The sequence below is a fragment of the Pseudomonas sp. FW215-R2 genome, assembly GCF_058789255.1.
The window spans coordinates 322,531-339,220 of record NZ_JBYTBO010000001.1; the positions used below are offsets into that span (position 1 = coordinate 322,531).

A 16,690-nucleotide genomic window follows, 5' to 3' on the forward strand; every position below is an offset into this window, starting at 1 on the left:
TCTCCTTAAGATTTACGCGCGACGCGTTCGAGCAATGCCGTCAGCTCATCGAGCTTAGCAGAGAGTGCCTCAACGTCATGTTTAGACGGAATGCCGATACGATTCAAGGCACTGGCGACACGCGTGTCGAACGCCTTCTCGACCTTGTCGAGCTGAACTTCGACGCGGCCTTTGAAAGAGCTGACTTCGCTCTTGGCTTCGTCGATCTCGGCATTGGCCGCTTCGAGTTTTTCGGTGACGACTTTTTTGCCTTTCTTTTCAACAGTTTGACCAGCCTTGATCAACTCCTGAAAGTACTCGCTGCCCTCCTGACCGACCTTGGTGTAGGCACCCAGGCCTGCCAGCCAGATCTTGCGGGCATAGGATTTGACGTCGCTCAGAGCAGAAGTCGAGGCGTCGATTTTTTTCTTCAAAATAACTTTGGCCATGGTGCACCTCACGCGCAGAAGGTTTGAGGAACTGCCCGGACGTGTGTCGGGCTCAGGCACAAAGTAGGGAGAAAAATTAGAAACGGCACCCTAACAACTGACATAAAAGGCAGGTGCACCACAAAGAAAAAGAGGAGCCCGAAGCTCCCCCTCTGTTCTGTTCAGACCAGCGCCTTGTCCAGCGCCTTCTCGATCTCGGCTTTGATCATGCCGCTCATGGCCGACATCATCAGGCCCAGTTCCACGTCGACCCGGATCGAATCCTCGGCCACATGCACCGCGCCTTTCACGCCCGAACGCTTGAGGTTCAGGGTGTCACCCGCCCACTGCGGCTCGAGGCCATACTGATCGGACAGTTTCTGCGCCAGCTTGTCGGCTTTCTCGCGGGCAACTTCCTTGCCCAGGCTGTGGGCACGCTCAACACTGATATGGGCCATTGAATGACTCCTGCTTTTTGAATGGGGCTATGAATGCCTGCAACGAATCTTGACCGCCACTGCGGCAAATCGTCCCGAAGGTTGCCCATCTTACCTTTAGCCATTCCAAGACAAAGCATGGCTTGGGGATTAGAATGTCGCGCATTCTCTTTTGGTGACAGCGATATGACTGATCAGCGCAAAGGCAGCGATGCCGAACCCACCACTCACTTCGGCTTCAAAAACGTTCCGGAAAGCCAGAAAGCGGAAAAAGTCGCTGAGGTGTTCCACTCCGTAGCCGCCAAGTACGACCTGATGAACGACCTTCTGTCGGGCGGCATGCACCGTCTGTGGAAGCGCTTCGCAATCGAATTGTCGGGCGTGCGCGCCGGCAACCGCGTGCTGGACATCGCCGGCGGCACGGGCGACCTGACCAAGAAATTCTCGCACCTGGTCGGCCCGACCGGTCAAGTGGTTCTCGCAGACATCAACGAATCCATGCTCAAGGTCGGTCGTGACCGCCTGCTGGATGTCGGCGTGTCGGGCAACGTCGAATTCGTCCAGGCGGACGCTGAAAAACTGCCGTTCCCGGACAACCATTTCGACTGCGTGACCATCGCCTTCGGCCTGCGCAACGTGACGCACAAGGAAGACGCCCTGCGCTCCATGCTGCGCGTACTCAAGCCTGGCGGCCGCCTGCTGGTGCTGGAGTTCTCCAAGCCGACCAACGCGCTGATGTCCAAGGCCTACGACGCCTACTCGTTCGCCTTCATGCCGCTGATGGGCAAGCTGATCACCAACGACTCGGAAAGCTATCGCTACCTGGCCGAATCGATCCGCATGCACCCGAATCAGGAAACCCTGAAGTCGATGATGGTCGACGCCGGTTTCGACCGTGTGACCTATCACAACATGACCGCAGGCATCGTTGCCCTGCACCGCGGCATCAAACCCTGATGCTGCTGACCGGGCTGCTGGCCAGCGTCGAACTCGGCCTGAACCGCGTGCTGCGTCTCGACAGCACGGCGCTGCCGCGACTGGCGCATCTGACCGGCAAGGTGATTGCCGTGGATTGCCGCAGCCCGGCGCTGCAACTGTTCATCCTGCCGAGCGACGAAGGCCTGATGCTGGCGTCCCACTGGGAAACCGGCGTCGACTGCACTTTGCGCGCCCCGGCCTCGAGCCTGGTGAAACTGGCCCTGAGCAAGGACAAGACGGCGGTGCTGCACGCACCGGAAGTCGAACTCGACGGCGACAGCGGCGTGCTGCTGGAACTGGCGGGCGTGCTGCAGGACCTTGAGCTGGACTGGGAGTACGAACTCTCGCGCTGGCTGGGACCGGTCGCCACGCAACTGGTCGGCGGTCATCTGCGCAGCCGCGCCCGCTGGTATCAACAAGGATTTGCCAGCCTCAACCAGAACCTCGCCGAATACCTGGCCGAAGAATCGCGCACCCTCGTCGGGCAACGCGAAGCCGAAGCCCGTTTCAGCGAACTGGACCGGATCAAACTCGATCTGGAACGTCTCGAGGCGCGCTTCGAGCGCCTTTCCCGATCCCTCGACCCAAGCGATAACGCATGAAGCTGCTCGCCGTCCGCCGTCTGTTGCGCATCCAGCGCGTCGTGATCCGCTACCGCCTCGATGACCTGCTGTTCGATCTGCCATTGCCGTGGTTCCTGTTGGCGCTGCGCTACGCCTTGCCGTGGCGCTGGTTCCCGCGCAAGCCGCTGGACCTGAGCCGTGGCGCACGCCTGCGCCTGGCCTTGCAGGACCTGGGGCCGATCTTCATCAAGTTCGGGCAGATCCTCTCGACCCGCCGCGACCTGCTGCCGGAAGACATCGCCGATGAGCTGATGCTGTTGCAGGACCGCGTGCCGCCGTTCGATTCGCAGCTGTCGGTCAAGCTCATCGAAGAACAGCTGGGCAAGAAGATCAGCGAAGTGTTCAGCCGTTTCGACGTCGAGCCGCTGGCCTCGGCCTCGGTCGCGCAGGTGCATGCCGCGCAGTTGAAGACCGGCGAAGAGGTGGTGGTCAAGGTGATCCGCCCGGGCCTGAAGCCGATCATCGCGCAGGATCTGGCGTGGCTGTTCATCCTCGCCCGCGCGGCCGAAAAGGTCTCCGCCGACGCCCGTCTGCTGCACCCGGTGGAAGTGGTCAGCGACTACGAAAAAACCATCTACGACGAACTCGACCTGTTGCGCGAGGCGGCCAACGCCAGCCAGTTGAAGCGCAACTTCGAAGGCTCGCCGCTGCTGTATGTGCCACAAGTCTATTGGGACTGGTGCCGGCCGAAAGTGCTGGTGATGGAGCGTATCTACGGGATTCAGGTGACGGACCTGGCGACCCTCGCCGACCAGCGCACCGACATGAAAATGCTTGCCGAGCGCGGCGTGGAGATCTTCTTCACCCAGGTGTTCCGCGACAGTTTCTTCCACGCTGACATGCACCCGGGCAACATCTTCGTCAGCACCGTCAACCCGTGGAGCCCGCAGTACATTGCGATCGACTGCGGCATCGTCGGCAGCCTGACCCCGGAAGACCAGGATTATCTGGCGCGCAACCTGTTCGCCTTCTTCAAGCGCGACTACCGCCGCGTGGCGCAATTGCACATCGATTCGGGCTGGGTGCCGGCGGAAACCAAGCTCAACGAATTCGAAGCGGCGATCCGTACCGTGTGCGAGCCAATCTTCGAAAAACCGTTAAAAGATATTTCATTTGGCCAGGTGCTGATGCGCCTGTTCCAGACCGCACGCCGCTTCAACATGGAAGTGCAGCCACAGCTCGTATTGCTGCAAAAGACCTTGCTGAACATCGAAGGTCTGGGCCGCCAACTGTACCCGGACCTGGATCTGTGGAACACCGCGCAGCCGTTCCTCGAACGCTGGATGCGCGAGCGCGTCAGCCCGAAAGCCTTGATCGGCAACGTCCAGAGCCAGTTCGAACAGCTACCGCACCTGGCCAACATGGCCCGTGACCTGCTCGAACGCATGTCCCAGCCCCACGCCAACGACCCGCCGCCACCGTGGCACAAACGCAAGGACGACTGGTTCCTGCGCCTGCTCGGCAGTGCTCATCTGGCAGGCGGCACGATCCTCGCCGCCGGGGGCCCGCTGCACGAACTGGGGCATTGGCCCGCCGGAATCATGGTGGCAGTCGGCTTGTATCTGGTCGTTCGCCGATAGCCAGTTCCGTGATCGGCTGGCACACTGTTTCAACGCCTGAACCCGACTATTGAAGTGTGGGTTCGCTGTCGGAGTCGAAGATGAAAAACTGGCTGGACGAGATCAAGTGGGACGCCGATGGCCTGGTGCCGGCGATTGCCCAGGATCACAAGACCGGACGCGTGCTGATGATGGCCTGGATGAACCGCGAAGCCCTGGAGCTGACCGCCGCGGAAAACCGTGCAATCTACTGGTCACGTTCCCGTGGCAAGCTGTGGCGCAAGGGCGAAGAGTCCGGCCATGTGCAGACCCTGCATGAAATGCGTCTGGACTGCGACGCCGACGTGATCATCCTGATGGTCGAACAGATTGGCGACATCGCTTGCCATACCGGCCGTCAGAGCTGCTTCTACCGCGTCTTCGAAAACGGCGACTGGAAAACGGTCGACCCGGTCCTGAAAGACCCGCACGCTATTTATTCCGCAGGACACAAACATGAGTGACACCCTGACCCGCCTCGCTCAGGTGCTTGAAGAGCGCAAGGGCGCTGCTGCCGACAGCTCGTATGTGGCCAGTCTGTATCACAAGGGCTTGAACAAGATTCTGGAAAAGGTCGGCGAAGAGTCGGTCGAAACGATCATTGCCGCCAAAGACGCCGCCGTCAGTGGCGACTGCAGCGACGTGATCTACGAGACCGCCGACCTGTGGTTTCACAGCATGGTCATGCTCGCCCAACTGGGGCAGCATCCGCAGGCTGTACTCGACGAGCTGGATCGTCGCTTCGGTCTGTCCGGACACGTCGAGAAAGCCTCGCGTCCGTCCGCCTGAACAACTATTAGAGAGGAACAGCAACATGGGCATTTTTGACTGGAAACACTGGATCGTCATTCTGGTTGTCGTGGTGCTGGTGTTCGGCACCAAGAAACTGAAAAACCTCGGCACCGACGTCGGCGAGTCGATCAAGGGCTTTCGCAAAGCCATGAACGACGACGAAAAACCGGCCGATCCGACCGTCACGCCTGCGCAACCGGTGCCACCGGTTCAGCCGCAAGCCACCGCTCAGGCCAACCCGCCGCACACCATCGACGTGCAGGCGCAGAAAGTCGAAGAGCCGATCCGCAAAGACGTGTGAGCACTGACTAATGTTTGGTATCAGCTTCTCTGAACTGCTGCTCGTCGGCCTCGTTGCCCTGCTGGTGCTGGGCCCCGAGCGTTTGCCGGGCGCTGCGCGCACCGCGGGCCTGTGGGTCGGGCGGCTGAAGCGCAGCTTCAACGCGATCAAACAGGAAGTTGAACGTGAAATCGGTGCCGACGAAATCCGTCGGCAACTGCACAACGAACACATTCTGTCGCTGGAGCAGGAGGCGCGGAAGATTTTCACGCCGCCGGTTCAGCAGGAGCCGACGCCCGTGCAGCCAGTGGCAGAGCAGACGCCTGCGGCTCCCGTTGCGGAGCAACCGGCGAGCGTCGAACACGTTTCTGCCGCCGCCGCTGAAGCTGCCCCGGTCATGAAACCGATCGAACACGTTGCTCCAGCCGCCGCGCCAGCCACACCTGCGCCCCAAGACACCACTTTGCCGCCGCGAGCCCCATGAGCGATCTCCCCGAAAACGACCAGCACATGCCGCTGGTTTCGCACCTCACCGAGTTGCGCACCCGCCTGCTGCGCTGCGTCGCGGCGATCTTCATCATCTTCGCCGGGCTGTTCGCCTTCACCCAGCAGATCTACACCTTCGTCTCGACGCCGCTGCGCAGTTACTTGCCGGCCGGCGCGACGATGATCGCCACCGACGTGTCGTCGCCGTTCCTGACGCCGCTGAAGCTGACGATGATGGTGTCGCTGTTCCTCGCGATCCCGGTGATCCTGCATCAGATCTGGGGCTTCATCGCGCCGGGCCTGTACAAGCACGAGAAGCGTGTCGCAGTGCCATTGCTGATCTCCAGCATCCTGCTGTTCTACACCGGTATGGCATTCGCCTATTACTTCGTGTTCCCGCTGATCTTCAAGTTCTTCGCCTCGGCCACCCCGGCCGGCGTGGAAATGATGACCGACATCACCAGTTACCTCGATTTCGTCATGACGCTGTTCTTTGCCTTCGGCGTGGCGTTCGAAATCCCGGTGGCCGTGGTGCTGCTGGTGTGGATCGGCGTGGTCGACGTCAAATACCTGAAGAAGATCCGCCCGTACGTGATCATCGGCTGCTTCGTGGTCGGCATGATCCTGACTCCGCCGGACATCTTCTCCCAGACCCTGCTGGCCGTGCCGATGTGGATGCTGTTCGAAGTCGGCATCCTGTTCGGCAGCCTGGTCAGCAAGCGCGAGCGCCCGGAAGAAACCGCCGACGATCACAACGACCAGCCGCCAGCGACGCAGCCATGAACCTGCTGCTGCTCGAAGAGGCCGATTTCATTGCGGCCGACCGCGTCGTGCTGCGTGATCGGCGCCTGACCCACATGCAGGAAGTCCACCGCTCGGAAGTCGGCGACAGCCTGCGGGTCGGGCGCATCAACGGGTTGATGGGCTCGGCCGAGCTGCTGCGCCTGGAAGCGGGCGAAGCCGAACTGCGGGTCACCCTCGATCAGCCACCGCCGGCCAAGCTGCCGCTGACCCTGGTACTCGCCCTGCCACGCCCGAAGATGCTGCGTCGGGTGTTCCAGACCGTGGCGACCATGGGTGTGTCGAAGGTGATTCTGGTCAACAGCTATCGCGTCGAGAAGAGCTTCTGGCAAACGCCGTTTCTGGAGCCGGAAGCGATTCGCGAGAATTTGATCCTCGGCCTCGAACAGGCCCGCGATACCGTGCTGCCGGAAATCATCATCGAGAAGCGCTTCAAGCCGTTTGTCGAAGATCGTCTGCCGGCCATCACCGACGGCACCCTCGGCCTGGTCGGCCATCCGGGCAACTTCCCGCCCTGCCCGCGCGCCCTGAGCGAACCGGTGACCCTGGCCATCGGCCCCGAGGGTGGCTGGATTCCCTACGAGATCGACCTGCTGGGCAAATCCGGCCTGCAACCGGTGCAACTCGGCGATCGCATCCTGCGCGTCGAAACCGCCGTCACTGCCCTGCTCGCCCGCCTGTTCTGAACCGCTCTGGCGCCATTCGGCGCCAGACAAATTGCGTTACAGATTGCCATCATCCAGCCGATACAGTCTCCATAAGTCCAATTAGTGGTCCGAGGGGAGTCGTCGCATGTACCGTTGGTTAGCCGAGAATCTTGGAAACGTCAGCGTCAAACGCAAGCTGGGCATCGGTTTCGGCCTGGTGCTGCTGCTGACCCTGTTGATCACCTTCACCGGTTGGACCGGCATGAGCGGCATCATTAGCCGCGGTGACAAACTCGGTTTCATCTCGAGCCTCAACGAGCTGACCAAGGACCTGCGCCTGGCGCGTCTGGACTACGAAATGCGTCGTGGCGAACAAGGCCCGGGCACAGTCAACGACCTGCTCGGCAAACTCGACAGCGGCCTGCAAACCGCTCGCAGCCTGATCGAACAGTCAGCCGACGCGGCGATGGTCGATCAGCAACTGGCCGCCGTTGCCGAATACAAACGCGCCTTCGCCGACATGACCCAGGCCACCGCCCTGCGCGAAGACGCCCGCAGCAAACTCGGCGCCACCGCCGACAATGCCGTGGCCAAGGTTGCCGAAGTCGAGAAATCCATGCTGCAAGGCGACAGCGTTGCCCAGTTCAACGCGGTGATCGACCTCAGCAAGCTGATCCAGCAGGCCCGCTTCCAGGTCCGCGGCTACACCTACAGCGCCAAGGCCGAAGCCGAACAACCGGCCCTCGACGCCATCGACAACGCCCTGAAAAACCTCGAGACCCTGCCGGCCAAACTGCCGGAACAGCACATCGCCAACCTGCAACAGGCTACCGAGTCGCTGAAAGCCTATCGCGCTGCCGTCAGCCAGTTCCGTGATTCGCAGGTTGCCAGCGCCAAGGCGCTGGCCCGCATGTCGGCCCAGGGCGACCTGTTGATGGACATCAGCAAGAAGCTCACCGACTCCCAGACCATCGTGCGTGACACCGATGCCGCCAGCGCCAAGAACCAGTTGCTGATCGCCACCTTGCTGGCCGTGGCCTTCGGCCTGCTCGCCGCCTGGGCGATCACCCGGCAGATCATCATCCCGCTGGAGCAGACCCTGAAAGTCGCCGAGCGCGTGGCCGCTGGCGACCTGACCCACAACCTGATCTCCCAGCGCCGCGACGAACTCGGCCAGTTGCAGCGTTCGATGCAGAGCATGACTCAGGGCCTGCGCGACTTGATCGGCGGGATCAGTGACGGCGTCACTCAGATCGCCAGCGCCGCCGAAGAACTGTCGGCCGTGACCGAGCAGACCAGTGCCGGCGTGAACAATCAGAAAGTCGAGACCGATCAGGTCGCCACCGCCATGAACGAAATGGCTGCCACCGTGCAGGAAGTCGCGCGCAACGCCGAGGAAGCCTCAGAAGCGGCCGTCGCCGCTGACCAACAGGCCCGCGAAGGCGACAAAGTGGTTGGCGAAGCCATCGCCCAGATCGAACGCCTGGCCACTGAAGTCGGCCACTCCACCGAAGCCATGGGCGAACTCAAGCGCGAAAGCGACAAGATCGGCAGCGTCCTCGACGTGATCAAGTCCGTGGCCCAGCAAACCAACCTGCTGGCCCTCAACGCTGCCATCGAAGCGGCCCGCGCCGGTGAAGCCGGACGTGGTTTCGCGGTGGTTGCTGACGAAGTGCGCAGCCTCGCGCAACGCACCCAGAAGTCCACCGAAGAAATCGAAGAGCTGATCGTCGGCCTGCAGAACGGCACCCAGCAAGTGGCGACGATCATGGACAACAGCCGCACGCTGACCCAGAGCAGCGTGGAACTGACCCGTCGTGCCGGTGGCTCGCTGGAAAACATCACGCGCACCGTGTCGGCGATTCAGGCGATGAACCAGCAAATCGCAGCGGCGGCCGAGCAGCAGAGTGCCGTGGCCGAAGAGATCAACCGTAGCGTGCTCAACGTGCGGGATGTATCGGACCAGACGTCGGCGGCGAGTGAAGAGACGGCAGCGTCCAGCGTCGAGCTGGCGCGCCTGGGTACTCACCTGCAAACGTTGGTGGGACGCTTCAAGGTGTAAGTGGATGCCAGAGCGTGGGAACGATCGGTGACAAAAAAATCGCAGCCAATGGCTGCGATTTTTTTTGCCCCGCGCTTAGAGAACCTGGCGCAGGAAAGCCTGGGCCCGCGGATCCTTCGGCGCATCGAAGAACGCCGCCGGCGAGGCGTCTTCCAGCAGTTTGCCGTGATCGAAGAACAGCACCCGATCCGCCACTTCCCGGGCAAAGCCCATTTCGTGGGTCACGCAGACCATGGTCATGCCTTCCACGGCCAGGTTTTTCATCACATCCAGCACTTCACCGACCATCTCCGGGTCGAGGGCCGAGGTCGGCTCATCGAACAGCATGACCTTGGGGTCCATCGCCAGTGCCCGGGCAATCGCTACGCGCTGCTGCTGACCGCCGGACAGGCGCGAAGGGTATTCGCGGGCCTTCTGAGCAATCCCGACCTTCTCCAGCAACGCCAGGGCCTTGGCCTCGCTTTCCTTCTGGCCACGCTTGCGCACGACTTTCTGCGCCAGGCACAGGTTTTCCAGCACGGTCATGTGCGGGAACAGGTTGAAGTGCTGGAACACCATGCCGACTTCGCGGCGGTAGGCGTTGACGTCGGTTTTCGGGTCGGCCAGTTGCAGGCCGTCGATGCTCACCGAGCCGGAATCGAATTCCTCAAGACCATTGAGGCAACGCAGGAAGGTCGACTTGCCGGAGCCGGACGGACCGATCACCACCAGCACCTCGCCCTTGGCGACGGAAGTGGTGACGTTATCCACAGCCCGGACCACTTGCCCACGGGTGTCGAAGACTTTTACCAGATCGCGGACTTCAATCACTTTGCGCGAGCCTCCGCTCAAGCCGGCTGGCGATTTTCGACAGCGGCAGGTTGATCAACAGGTACAGGCCGGCAACGCAGAACAGGATTTCGAACGGCGAAAACGAGGTGGTGATCACTTCACGACCGCTTTTCAGCAGCTCGGTGATGGCGATCACCGACACCAGCGAGGTGTCTTTCACCAGACTGATGAACTGCCCCGCCAGCGGTGGCAGCACGCGCTTGAAGGCTTGCGGCAGCACCACATGACGCATCGACTGGCCAGCGCTCAGACCCAGCGAACGGGCGGCTTCGTTCTGGCCACGGGCAATCGACTGCACGCCGGAACGGATGATTTCCGCCACGTAGGCGCCGGTGAACAGCGACAGCGCGGCGATCCCGGCGAACTCCCGGGACAGGTTCATCACCGTGCCGATGAAGAAGTAGAAAATGAAGATCTGCACCAGCAGCGGCGTGCCGCGCACCAGTTCGACATAGATCGTCGACAGGTCGCGCAGGGTCGGGTTGCTCGACAGCCGGCACAGCCCGGTCGCCAGACCGATCAGCAGCCCCAGCACGCCGGACACCACCGACAGCCAAAGCGTCGTCCACAGGCCCCACAGCAGCGGACCCGCCGCCCAATGTCGGGTAACACCCACGACGTCGCCTTCAGCCACATCGTCGCCCTGGGCGAATTGCAGGCTGTTTTCGTCAACGGTCAGGTGCTGCTCGTCACCGGCATCGTTGCGCAGGGTGACTTGCGCGCTGCCGCCCTTGCGCACCAGTTCGCTGACGGTGGAAATGTCGGTGGCGCGCTGGGTTTCCTCGGCCTGATAGGCGAAGTACTGCGGCACGCGGTTCCAGCGCCATTCGTAGGACATCAGCGACGTGGCGTAATACAGCGCGCCGGCCAGGCCGATCAGCACCAGCACGGTCAGCACGTGCCAGGGCCATTGGGCTTTTTTCTGTTTCATTGAATGTTTCTCTGATTCGCTCGTTCCCACGCTCTGCGTGGGAATGCATCCTGTGACGCTCTGCGTCACGCTTGCGAAGGGACGCGGAGCGTCCCGGGCGGCATTCCCACGCGGACGGTTCGACGCCTCGACGTGGGAACGATCGGCGAGCGGGTGTTATTCCATGTCCTTGAGCCACTCGGTGCTCTTGAACCACTTGTCATGGATGCGATCGTAGGTGCCGTCTTCGTGGATCTGGTGCAGGAAGTTGTTGATGAAGTTGATGCTGTCGTAGTCACCCTTCTTCAGGCCGAAGGCCAGCGGCTCGTAGGTGAACGGCTTGTCGAGGAACACCAGTTTGCCGGCGCCGACCTTGTTCACCGCGACCACGTTGTACGGCGCATCGTAGATGAAGGCGTCGGCCTTGCCGTTGACCACGTCGAGCACGGCTTCCTGCTCGTTGTCGTAGCCGTGGTACTTGGCCTTGGCGATCAACTTCTTGGCGACCATTTCACCGGTGGTACCGAGCTTGGAGGTGATGCGGTAGTCGGCGGTGTTCAGGTCTTTATAGGACTTGATGGTGCCTTCCAGTTCCTTGCGGATCAGCAGGGTCTGGCCGACCACGATGAACGGTTCGCTGAAGTTCAGGCGCAGGTTGCGCTCCTGGGTCAGGGTCATGCCGCTGCCGATCATGTCGAACTTGTCGGTCATCAGCGCCGGGATGATGCCGTCGTAACCGGTCGAAACCAGCTCCAGCTTGACGCCCATGGCCTTGGACATGGCTTTGAGGATGTCGACTTCGAAACCGATGATCTCGCCGCGCTTGTTGGTCATCTCGAACGGCATGTAGGTCGGGTCCATGCCGACTTTCAAGGTGCCGCGCTTGACCGCGTCATCGATTGCGCCGGCCTGCGCCGCATTGACTGCAACCAGTGCCGTGACGCCGACCAGCAGCATCGACAGATACTTCTTCATCTTCAAGTCCCCAAAACCATTGCGTTTGCGGCGCGAAAACCGACAGAGGTGGACAAGATTGTCCGGGTGCGCCAATTCGGGGACGGATGCTAACGCACTCGATTTTTTGCACAAGGTTTAATGGACGATTTGTTTAACAATCAAGGGCCGGGCCGAGGGGCTCCTTTATCGAGAACAAAAAAAACCCCGCTTTCGCGGGGTTCTTCATCAGGCCGGTTGCGCCTGTAAGCTCACAGGCTTGAGCGGCAGCAACGGCGCATGGGGGTCGGCTTTCACCGAGGCCCGCCAGGCGTCCAGCCACTCGGCGTGACCTTCGGCCCACACCTGCTCGTGCAGACGGGCCAGGGCGACCGGGTCGCTCAGCAGTTGCAGGCGATCATGGTTGTTCAGCCCGGCCGGGCCGACCTTGATCGCGTGACGCACACGCTCCTGACGCAGCCACTCGATCGGCTCGGCCTCACCGTGACGCGAGGTCGCCAGCGAGCACGCCAGGGCGTTCTGCTGCGGGTCGACCACGGCGCGGACGAAGCCGTCGTTCAGCGCATGCCAGCGGTTTTCGTGGGTGTACTGATCAGTGGCCAGCAGCGCCTGTGGCGGATTGTATTCCTCAGGAATGAGGAACAGGCTCTCGTCACGGGACTTCAGGCCCAGACCCACGCGGCTGGAAATCACCGACACCGGAATCGACAGCATCAGCGAACCGACGATCGGCACCAGCCACCACAGGAAGCTCGGGTTCAGCCAGATCACCAGCAGCGCCCAGAAGAAGCCCAGCAGAGTCTGCGGGCCGTGGCGCTTGACCGCTTCGCTCCATGGCGTGGAGTCGTCGTCACGCTGTGGCGAGTTCCAGGTCGCGGCCCAGCCGAGGAACGCGGCGAGGACGAAACGGGTGTGGAAAATCATCCGCACCGGCGCCAGCAGCATGGAGAACAGCATCTCCAGCAGCATCGACAGGGTCACCTTGAACTTGCCGCCGAACTCTTTCGCACCCTTGGCCCAGATCAGGATGATGCTCAACAGCTTCGGCAGGAAAAGCAGCACGATAGTGGTCGAGAACAGCGCTACCGCTTTATCCGGATGCCATTGCGGCCACAGCGGATAGAGCTGGCGTGGCTCCATGAAATACTGCGGTTCCATCAGCGTGTTGACCGCCAGCAGCGCGGTGGACAGCACCAGGAAGAAGAACCACAACGGCGCCGACAGGTAAGACATCACACCGGTCAGGAACACCGCACGGTGCACCGGGTGCATGCCTTTTACCAGGAACAGGCGGAAGTTCATCAGGTTGCCGTGGCACCAGCGACGGTCACGCTTGAGCTCGTCGAGCAGGTTCGGCGGCAGTTCTTCGTAGCTGCCCGGCAGATCGTAGGCAATCCACACGCCCCAGCCGGCACGGCGCATCAGCGCTGCTTCAACGAAGTCGTGAGAGAGGATCGCACCGGAGAACGCACCTTTGCCCGGCAACGGCGCCAGGGCGCAGTGGTCGATGAACGGCTTCATGCGGATGATCGCGTTGTGACCCCAGTAGTGGGATTCACCCAGCTGCCAGAAGTGCAGGCCGGCGGTGAACAGCGGACCGTAAACGCGAGTGGCGAACTGCTGCATGCGTGCATACAGCGTGTCCATGCCCGAAGCACGCGGCGCGGTCTGGATGATACCGGCGTCCGGAGTGGCCTCCATCAGGCGCACCAGACTGGTCAGGCACTCGCCGCTCATCACCGAGTCGGCGTCGAGCACGACCATGTACTTGTAGTCACCGCCCCAGCGACGGCAGAAGTCGTCGAGGTTGCCGCTCTTGCGTTTGACGCGACGGCGACGACGGCGATAGAAGATCTTGCCGAAGCCCTTGGCTTCACGGCAGACGTCCAGCCAGGCCTGCTGTTCGGCAACGCAGATATCGGTGTCGTTACTGTCACTGAGCACGAAGAAGTCGAAGCGATCCAGGTCACCCGTGGCCGCCACCGACTCGAACGTCGCACGCAGACCGGCGAATACCCGAGGCACGTCTTCGTTGCAGATCGGCATCACCAGTGCGGTGCGCGCATCTTTCGGAATCGGCTCGTTGCCAGCGCTTTTACCGGAGATCCGGTATTTATCGTGACCGGTGAGCAACTCGAGGAAGCCCATCAGCGCGGTCCAGAAACCGGCCGATACCCAGCAGAACAGAATCCCGAACATGATCAGGATGCTGGTCTGCAGCGCATACGGCAGCACTTGCGTGGCGGTTTGCAGCAGCGGTTGATGCAGGACTTCTTCCAGATCGACGAACGACCAGCCCTGGTACGGCATGATGCCTTTCATGTACCAGCCGGCGACGATGGTCTGGCCGAGCATCAAGATCAGCAAGATGTAGCGACGGATCGAACCGACGGTGCGCCAGCGGGCGGCCGGCAGCACGTTTTCGTCTTTCGGCGGTTGCGGCGGATTGGTCCGGCCGGTCAGGCGGCGCCAGCCACGCACCAGGATATTGGTGCGCCACGGCTCCGGCACGACCTTGGTCCGACGAATCGGTGGCGTGGCCTTGAGACGGACTCGACCGCTGGCGTCCACGCCCAGCATTTCCGCGTCTTCCAGCTCTTCGGCGGTGCTGAGGGTCAGGCGCTTGCCCACCGAAGCCTGGGCGGCTTCGGTCGGCGCGTCGAACGTCGAGGACGACAGGCGTTCATGCAATTCGCTGAAGGACTGGCAGCCCGCGAGTTCCGCGCGCTGCTCGTCGGTCATCGGCAGATGCGCCAGGTACTCGGACAGAGTCTCTGGCTGTACTTGAGAGTTACTCATCGGCAGGCAACTGATAGCTCCAGGTCTCGGTCAGGACTTCTTCAGTCGGTGCCGATTCCGGTGTGGCTGGGGCCGCGTCCGCAGCGGCTGGCTGCTTGGCGTCTTTGTTGGCCTTGTCCTTGGCGTCTGTCGCTGGCTTGGCGTCGGCCTGTTTGGCTTCGGCGGCCTTGGCTTCCTTGTCGGCTTTCTCCTGTTGCTTGGCGGCGACCTTGTCGGCCTTGGCAACCGAGGAGTTGGAAGCCGGCAGCGAGGTCTTGGCCAGATCGGCCGGGACGATGTTCTGCACCAGTGCGGCACGCATCTCGGTCGACTTGCTCGCGTCCTTGATCTTCATCCGCAGGGTCAGGCGCCAGCCCTTGGTTTCAGGGTTGTAGCGCACGCTGTTCTCGACCAGTTCGGCGTTGTCGCCGACGCTGACCTGGCTGCGAACGTCCGCATCCGGGGCCAGGGCCGACAGCGACGGGCCTTCGAAGTCGACCAGATAGGCCACGCTGCCATCCGGCTGACGGATCAGGTTCGATTGCTTGACGTCACCGGTCGAACGCAGGGTCTGCTTGACCCAGGCACTGTCCGGCGCGTGAATCGCCGCTTCGTCCATGGTCCAGTGCATGCGGTAGGCGAAGTCCAGCGGCTGGCCTGGCTCCGGCAGTTTTTCCGGGTTCCAGAACGCAACGATGTTGTCGTTGGTTTCGTCGGCGGTCGGGATCTCGACCAGATCGACGGTGCCTTTGCCCCAGTCGCCCTTCGGCTCGATCCAGGCGCTTGGACGCTTGTCGTAGCGGTCGTCGAGGTCTTCGTAGTGGCTGAAGTCACGGCCACGTTGCAGCAGACCGAAACCACGCGGGTTTTCGACGCTGAACTGGCTGACAGCCAAATGTTTAGGGTTGTTCAACGGGCGCCAGATCCACTCGCCGTTGCCGGCATGGATCGACAGACCGCTGGAGTCGTGCAATTCACGACGGTAGTTGAGCACTTTCGACGGCTGGTTGGCGCCGAACAGGAACATGCTGGTCAGCGGCGCGACGCCGAGCTTGCCAACCTTGTCACGCAGGTACATCTGGCCTTTGACGTCGACGATGGTGTCGCTGCCAGGACGCAGGATCAGACGGTAGGCGCCGGTGGCGCGCGGCGAATCGAGCAGGGCGAAGATCACCAGGTGCTTGTCACCCGGCTTCGGCTGCTGAATCCAGAACTCGCGAAAACGCGGGAATTCTTCGCCGGACGGCAGAGCGGTATCGATCGCCAGGCCACGGGCCGACAGACCGTAGGTGTGACCCTTGCCGACGACGCGGAAGTAGCTCGCGCCCAGCATGGTCATGATTTCGTCTTGCTTGTCAGCCTTGTTGATCGGGTACAGCACACGGAAACCGGCATAGCCCAGTTGTTCGGTGGCCTTTGGATCGAACTGCAGATCGCCGAAATCGAAACGGCTCGGATCGTATTTGATCTCTTCGACGGTGTTCGCGGTGATTTCGTTGATTTTCACCGGCGTATCGAAGTGCATGCCCTGATGATAGAAGGACAGCTTGAACGGGGTCTTCTGGTCGGCCCATTCGGCTTTTTCGGTGCGGAAACGAATCTTCTGGTAGTCCGCGAATTTCATGTCACGGAATTCGTTCGGCAGGTTGCTGCGCGGGGCTTCGAATTTCTGCCCGGCCAGCTCTTTGGCCTTGGCCGACACATCGTCAAGATTGAATGCCCAAAGCTGGCCGGCGCTGAGCAGGCACAGCAGTGCCGAGCCCGCTACCAGAGCGCTGCGCAAGCGTTTGGCAGACAATTTTGCTGCATTACAGGGACTAACAATCACGAGCAACCCTCGCCGAAAACAGATCAATAAACCAACGGCCAGATGAAGTGCCTGTGAGGTTTTCGGTACAAAAATACCGGCCTTGCAGGGCACCCTTGCCAAGTTGGCGAGCATTGTTCCGACTCCGCTGGGTCAAAATGATTCCCCAATCGGATCCGGACAAGTCTCTACCTAAGTCAAAATGGACCAACGAACGCTGATCCCCGTAGCGCGCGATTATCTAGTAGCCCGCGTGACAACGCATCAGGGGTAACAAAGTATTTATCGCGAAAATTCCC

17 protein-coding genes and 1 pseudogene are annotated in these 16,690 nt (G+C 61.5%); 11 read left to right on the forward strand and 7 right to left on the reverse strand.

From position 1 onward, the window contains the following. Window positions 1-5 precede the first annotated feature (5 nt). Together AC3WRD_RS01365 and AC3WRD_RS01370 are read right to left on the reverse strand one after the other, a co-directional pair. Window positions 6-428, reverse strand: a complete 423-nt coding sequence (locus AC3WRD_RS01365) for a phasin family protein (RefSeq protein ID WP_096819932.1) — start codon at window positions 426-428, stop codon at window positions 6-8. A 161-nt stretch (window positions 429-589) separates the two neighbouring features. After that, window positions 590-865 carry a polyhydroxyalkanoic acid system family protein gene (locus tag AC3WRD_RS01370; protein WP_085711042.1) on the reverse strand — a complete coding sequence of 92 codons (276 nt, stop codon included), beginning with the start codon at window positions 863-865 and terminating at the stop codon, window positions 590-592. A gap of 165 nt (window positions 866-1,030) precedes the next feature. Between AC3WRD_RS01370 and ubiE the strand changes: the two genes are divergently transcribed. The 11 genes and pseudogenes from ubiE (at window position 1,031) to AC3WRD_RS01425 (ending at window position 9,111) form a co-directional block, all read left to right on the forward strand. Beyond that, a complete protein-coding gene (gene ubiE / locus AC3WRD_RS01375) occupies window positions 1,031-1,801 on the forward strand; it encodes a bifunctional demethylmenaquinone methyltransferase/2-methoxy-6-polyprenyl-1,4-benzoquinol methylase UbiE (RefSeq protein ID WP_007952418.1) in 771 nt (256 codons plus the stop codon). After that, on the forward strand, window positions 1,801-2,424 hold the full coding sequence (locus AC3WRD_RS01380; RefSeq protein ID WP_007952419.1) for a ubiquinone biosynthesis accessory factor UbiJ: 624 nt from the start codon (window positions 1,801-1,803) through the stop codon (window positions 2,422-2,424). The genes ubiE and AC3WRD_RS01380 overlap by 1 nt, the downstream gene beginning before the upstream one ends. After that, window positions 2,421-4,025: a ubiquinone biosynthesis regulatory protein kinase UbiB gene (gene ubiB, locus AC3WRD_RS01385; RefSeq protein WP_096819933.1), complete on the forward strand. Its 1,605-nt coding sequence runs from the start codon at window positions 2,421-2,423 to the stop codon at window positions 4,023-4,025. Before AC3WRD_RS01380 ends, ubiB begins: the two co-directional genes overlap by 4 nt. An 80-nt stretch (window positions 4,026-4,105) precedes the next feature. Beyond that, window positions 4,106-4,507, forward strand: coding sequence for a phosphoribosyl-AMP cyclohydrolase (hisI, locus tag AC3WRD_RS01390; protein WP_007909357.1), 402 nt, complete (start codon window positions 4,106-4,108; stop codon window positions 4,505-4,507). Beyond that, a complete protein-coding gene (locus AC3WRD_RS01395; RefSeq protein ID WP_007952422.1) occupies window positions 4,500-4,832 on the forward strand; it encodes a phosphoribosyl-ATP diphosphatase in 333 nt (110 codons plus the stop codon). The genes hisI and AC3WRD_RS01395 overlap by 8 nt, the downstream gene beginning before the upstream one ends. Before the next feature lie 25 nt (window positions 4,833-4,857). Further along, window positions 4,858-5,136, forward strand: coding sequence for a twin-arginine translocase TatA/TatE family subunit (locus AC3WRD_RS01400; RefSeq protein WP_007952423.1), 279 nt, complete (start codon window positions 4,858-4,860; stop codon window positions 5,134-5,136). A gap of 10 nt (window positions 5,137-5,146) precedes the next feature. Further along, a complete protein-coding gene (gene tatB / locus AC3WRD_RS01405) occupies window positions 5,147-5,599 on the forward strand; it encodes a Sec-independent protein translocase protein TatB (RefSeq protein WP_102620215.1) in 453 nt (150 codons plus the stop codon). Further along, window positions 5,596-6,384: a twin-arginine translocase subunit TatC gene (gene tatC / locus AC3WRD_RS01410; RefSeq protein WP_096819935.1), complete on the forward strand. Its 789-nt coding sequence runs from the start codon at window positions 5,596-5,598 to the stop codon at window positions 6,382-6,384. Before tatB ends, tatC begins: the two co-directional genes overlap by 4 nt. Further along, on the forward strand, window positions 6,381-7,088 hold the full coding sequence (locus AC3WRD_RS01415; protein WP_085711040.1) for a 16S rRNA (uracil(1498)-N(3))-methyltransferase: 708 nt from the start codon (window positions 6,381-6,383) through the stop codon (window positions 7,086-7,088). Before tatC ends, AC3WRD_RS01415 begins: the two co-directional genes overlap by 4 nt. Window positions 7,089-7,311: 223 nt before the next feature. Then, a pseudogene (locus tag AC3WRD_RS01420) lies at window positions 7,312-8,256 on the forward strand (methyl-accepting chemotaxis protein); the annotation flags it as partial. 141 nt (window positions 8,257-8,397) lie between these two features. Next, complete coding sequence (locus AC3WRD_RS01425) at window positions 8,398-9,111, forward strand: methyl-accepting chemotaxis protein (protein WP_371858310.1); 714 nt, start codon at window positions 8,398-8,400, stop codon at window positions 9,109-9,111. 75 nt (window positions 9,112-9,186) lie between these two features. Here the strand turns inward: AC3WRD_RS01425 and AC3WRD_RS01430 are convergent, their stop codons facing one another. From AC3WRD_RS01430 to AC3WRD_RS01450, 5 genes are all read right to left on the reverse strand, one after another. Continuing rightward, window positions 9,187-9,921, reverse strand: a complete 735-nt coding sequence (locus AC3WRD_RS01430; RefSeq protein WP_102620217.1) for an amino acid ABC transporter ATP-binding protein — start codon at window positions 9,919-9,921, stop codon at window positions 9,187-9,189. Next, the gene (locus tag AC3WRD_RS01435; RefSeq protein ID WP_096819938.1) at window positions 9,914-10,873 is read right to left on the reverse strand and encodes an amino acid ABC transporter permease; all 960 of its coding nucleotides are present in this window, start codon (window positions 10,871-10,873) and stop codon (window positions 9,914-9,916) included. Before AC3WRD_RS01435 ends, AC3WRD_RS01430 begins: the two co-directional genes overlap by 8 nt. Window positions 10,874-11,029: 156 nt before the next feature. Beyond that, a complete protein-coding gene (locus AC3WRD_RS01440; protein WP_085711037.1) occupies window positions 11,030-11,827 on the reverse strand; it encodes a transporter substrate-binding domain-containing protein in 798 nt (265 codons plus the stop codon). 207 nt (window positions 11,828-12,034) lie between these two features. Next, window positions 12,035-14,605 (reverse strand): glucans biosynthesis glucosyltransferase MdoH, encoded by a 2,571-nt coding sequence (gene mdoH / locus AC3WRD_RS01445; RefSeq protein ID WP_096819939.1) that lies wholly within the window; start codon window positions 14,603-14,605, stop codon window positions 12,035-12,037. Further along, a complete protein-coding gene (locus AC3WRD_RS01450) occupies window positions 14,598-16,412 on the reverse strand; it encodes a glucan biosynthesis protein G (RefSeq protein ID WP_096819956.1) in 1,815 nt (604 codons plus the stop codon). The genes mdoH and AC3WRD_RS01450 overlap by 8 nt, the downstream gene beginning before the upstream one ends. Window positions 16,413-16,690 lie beyond the last annotated feature (278 nt).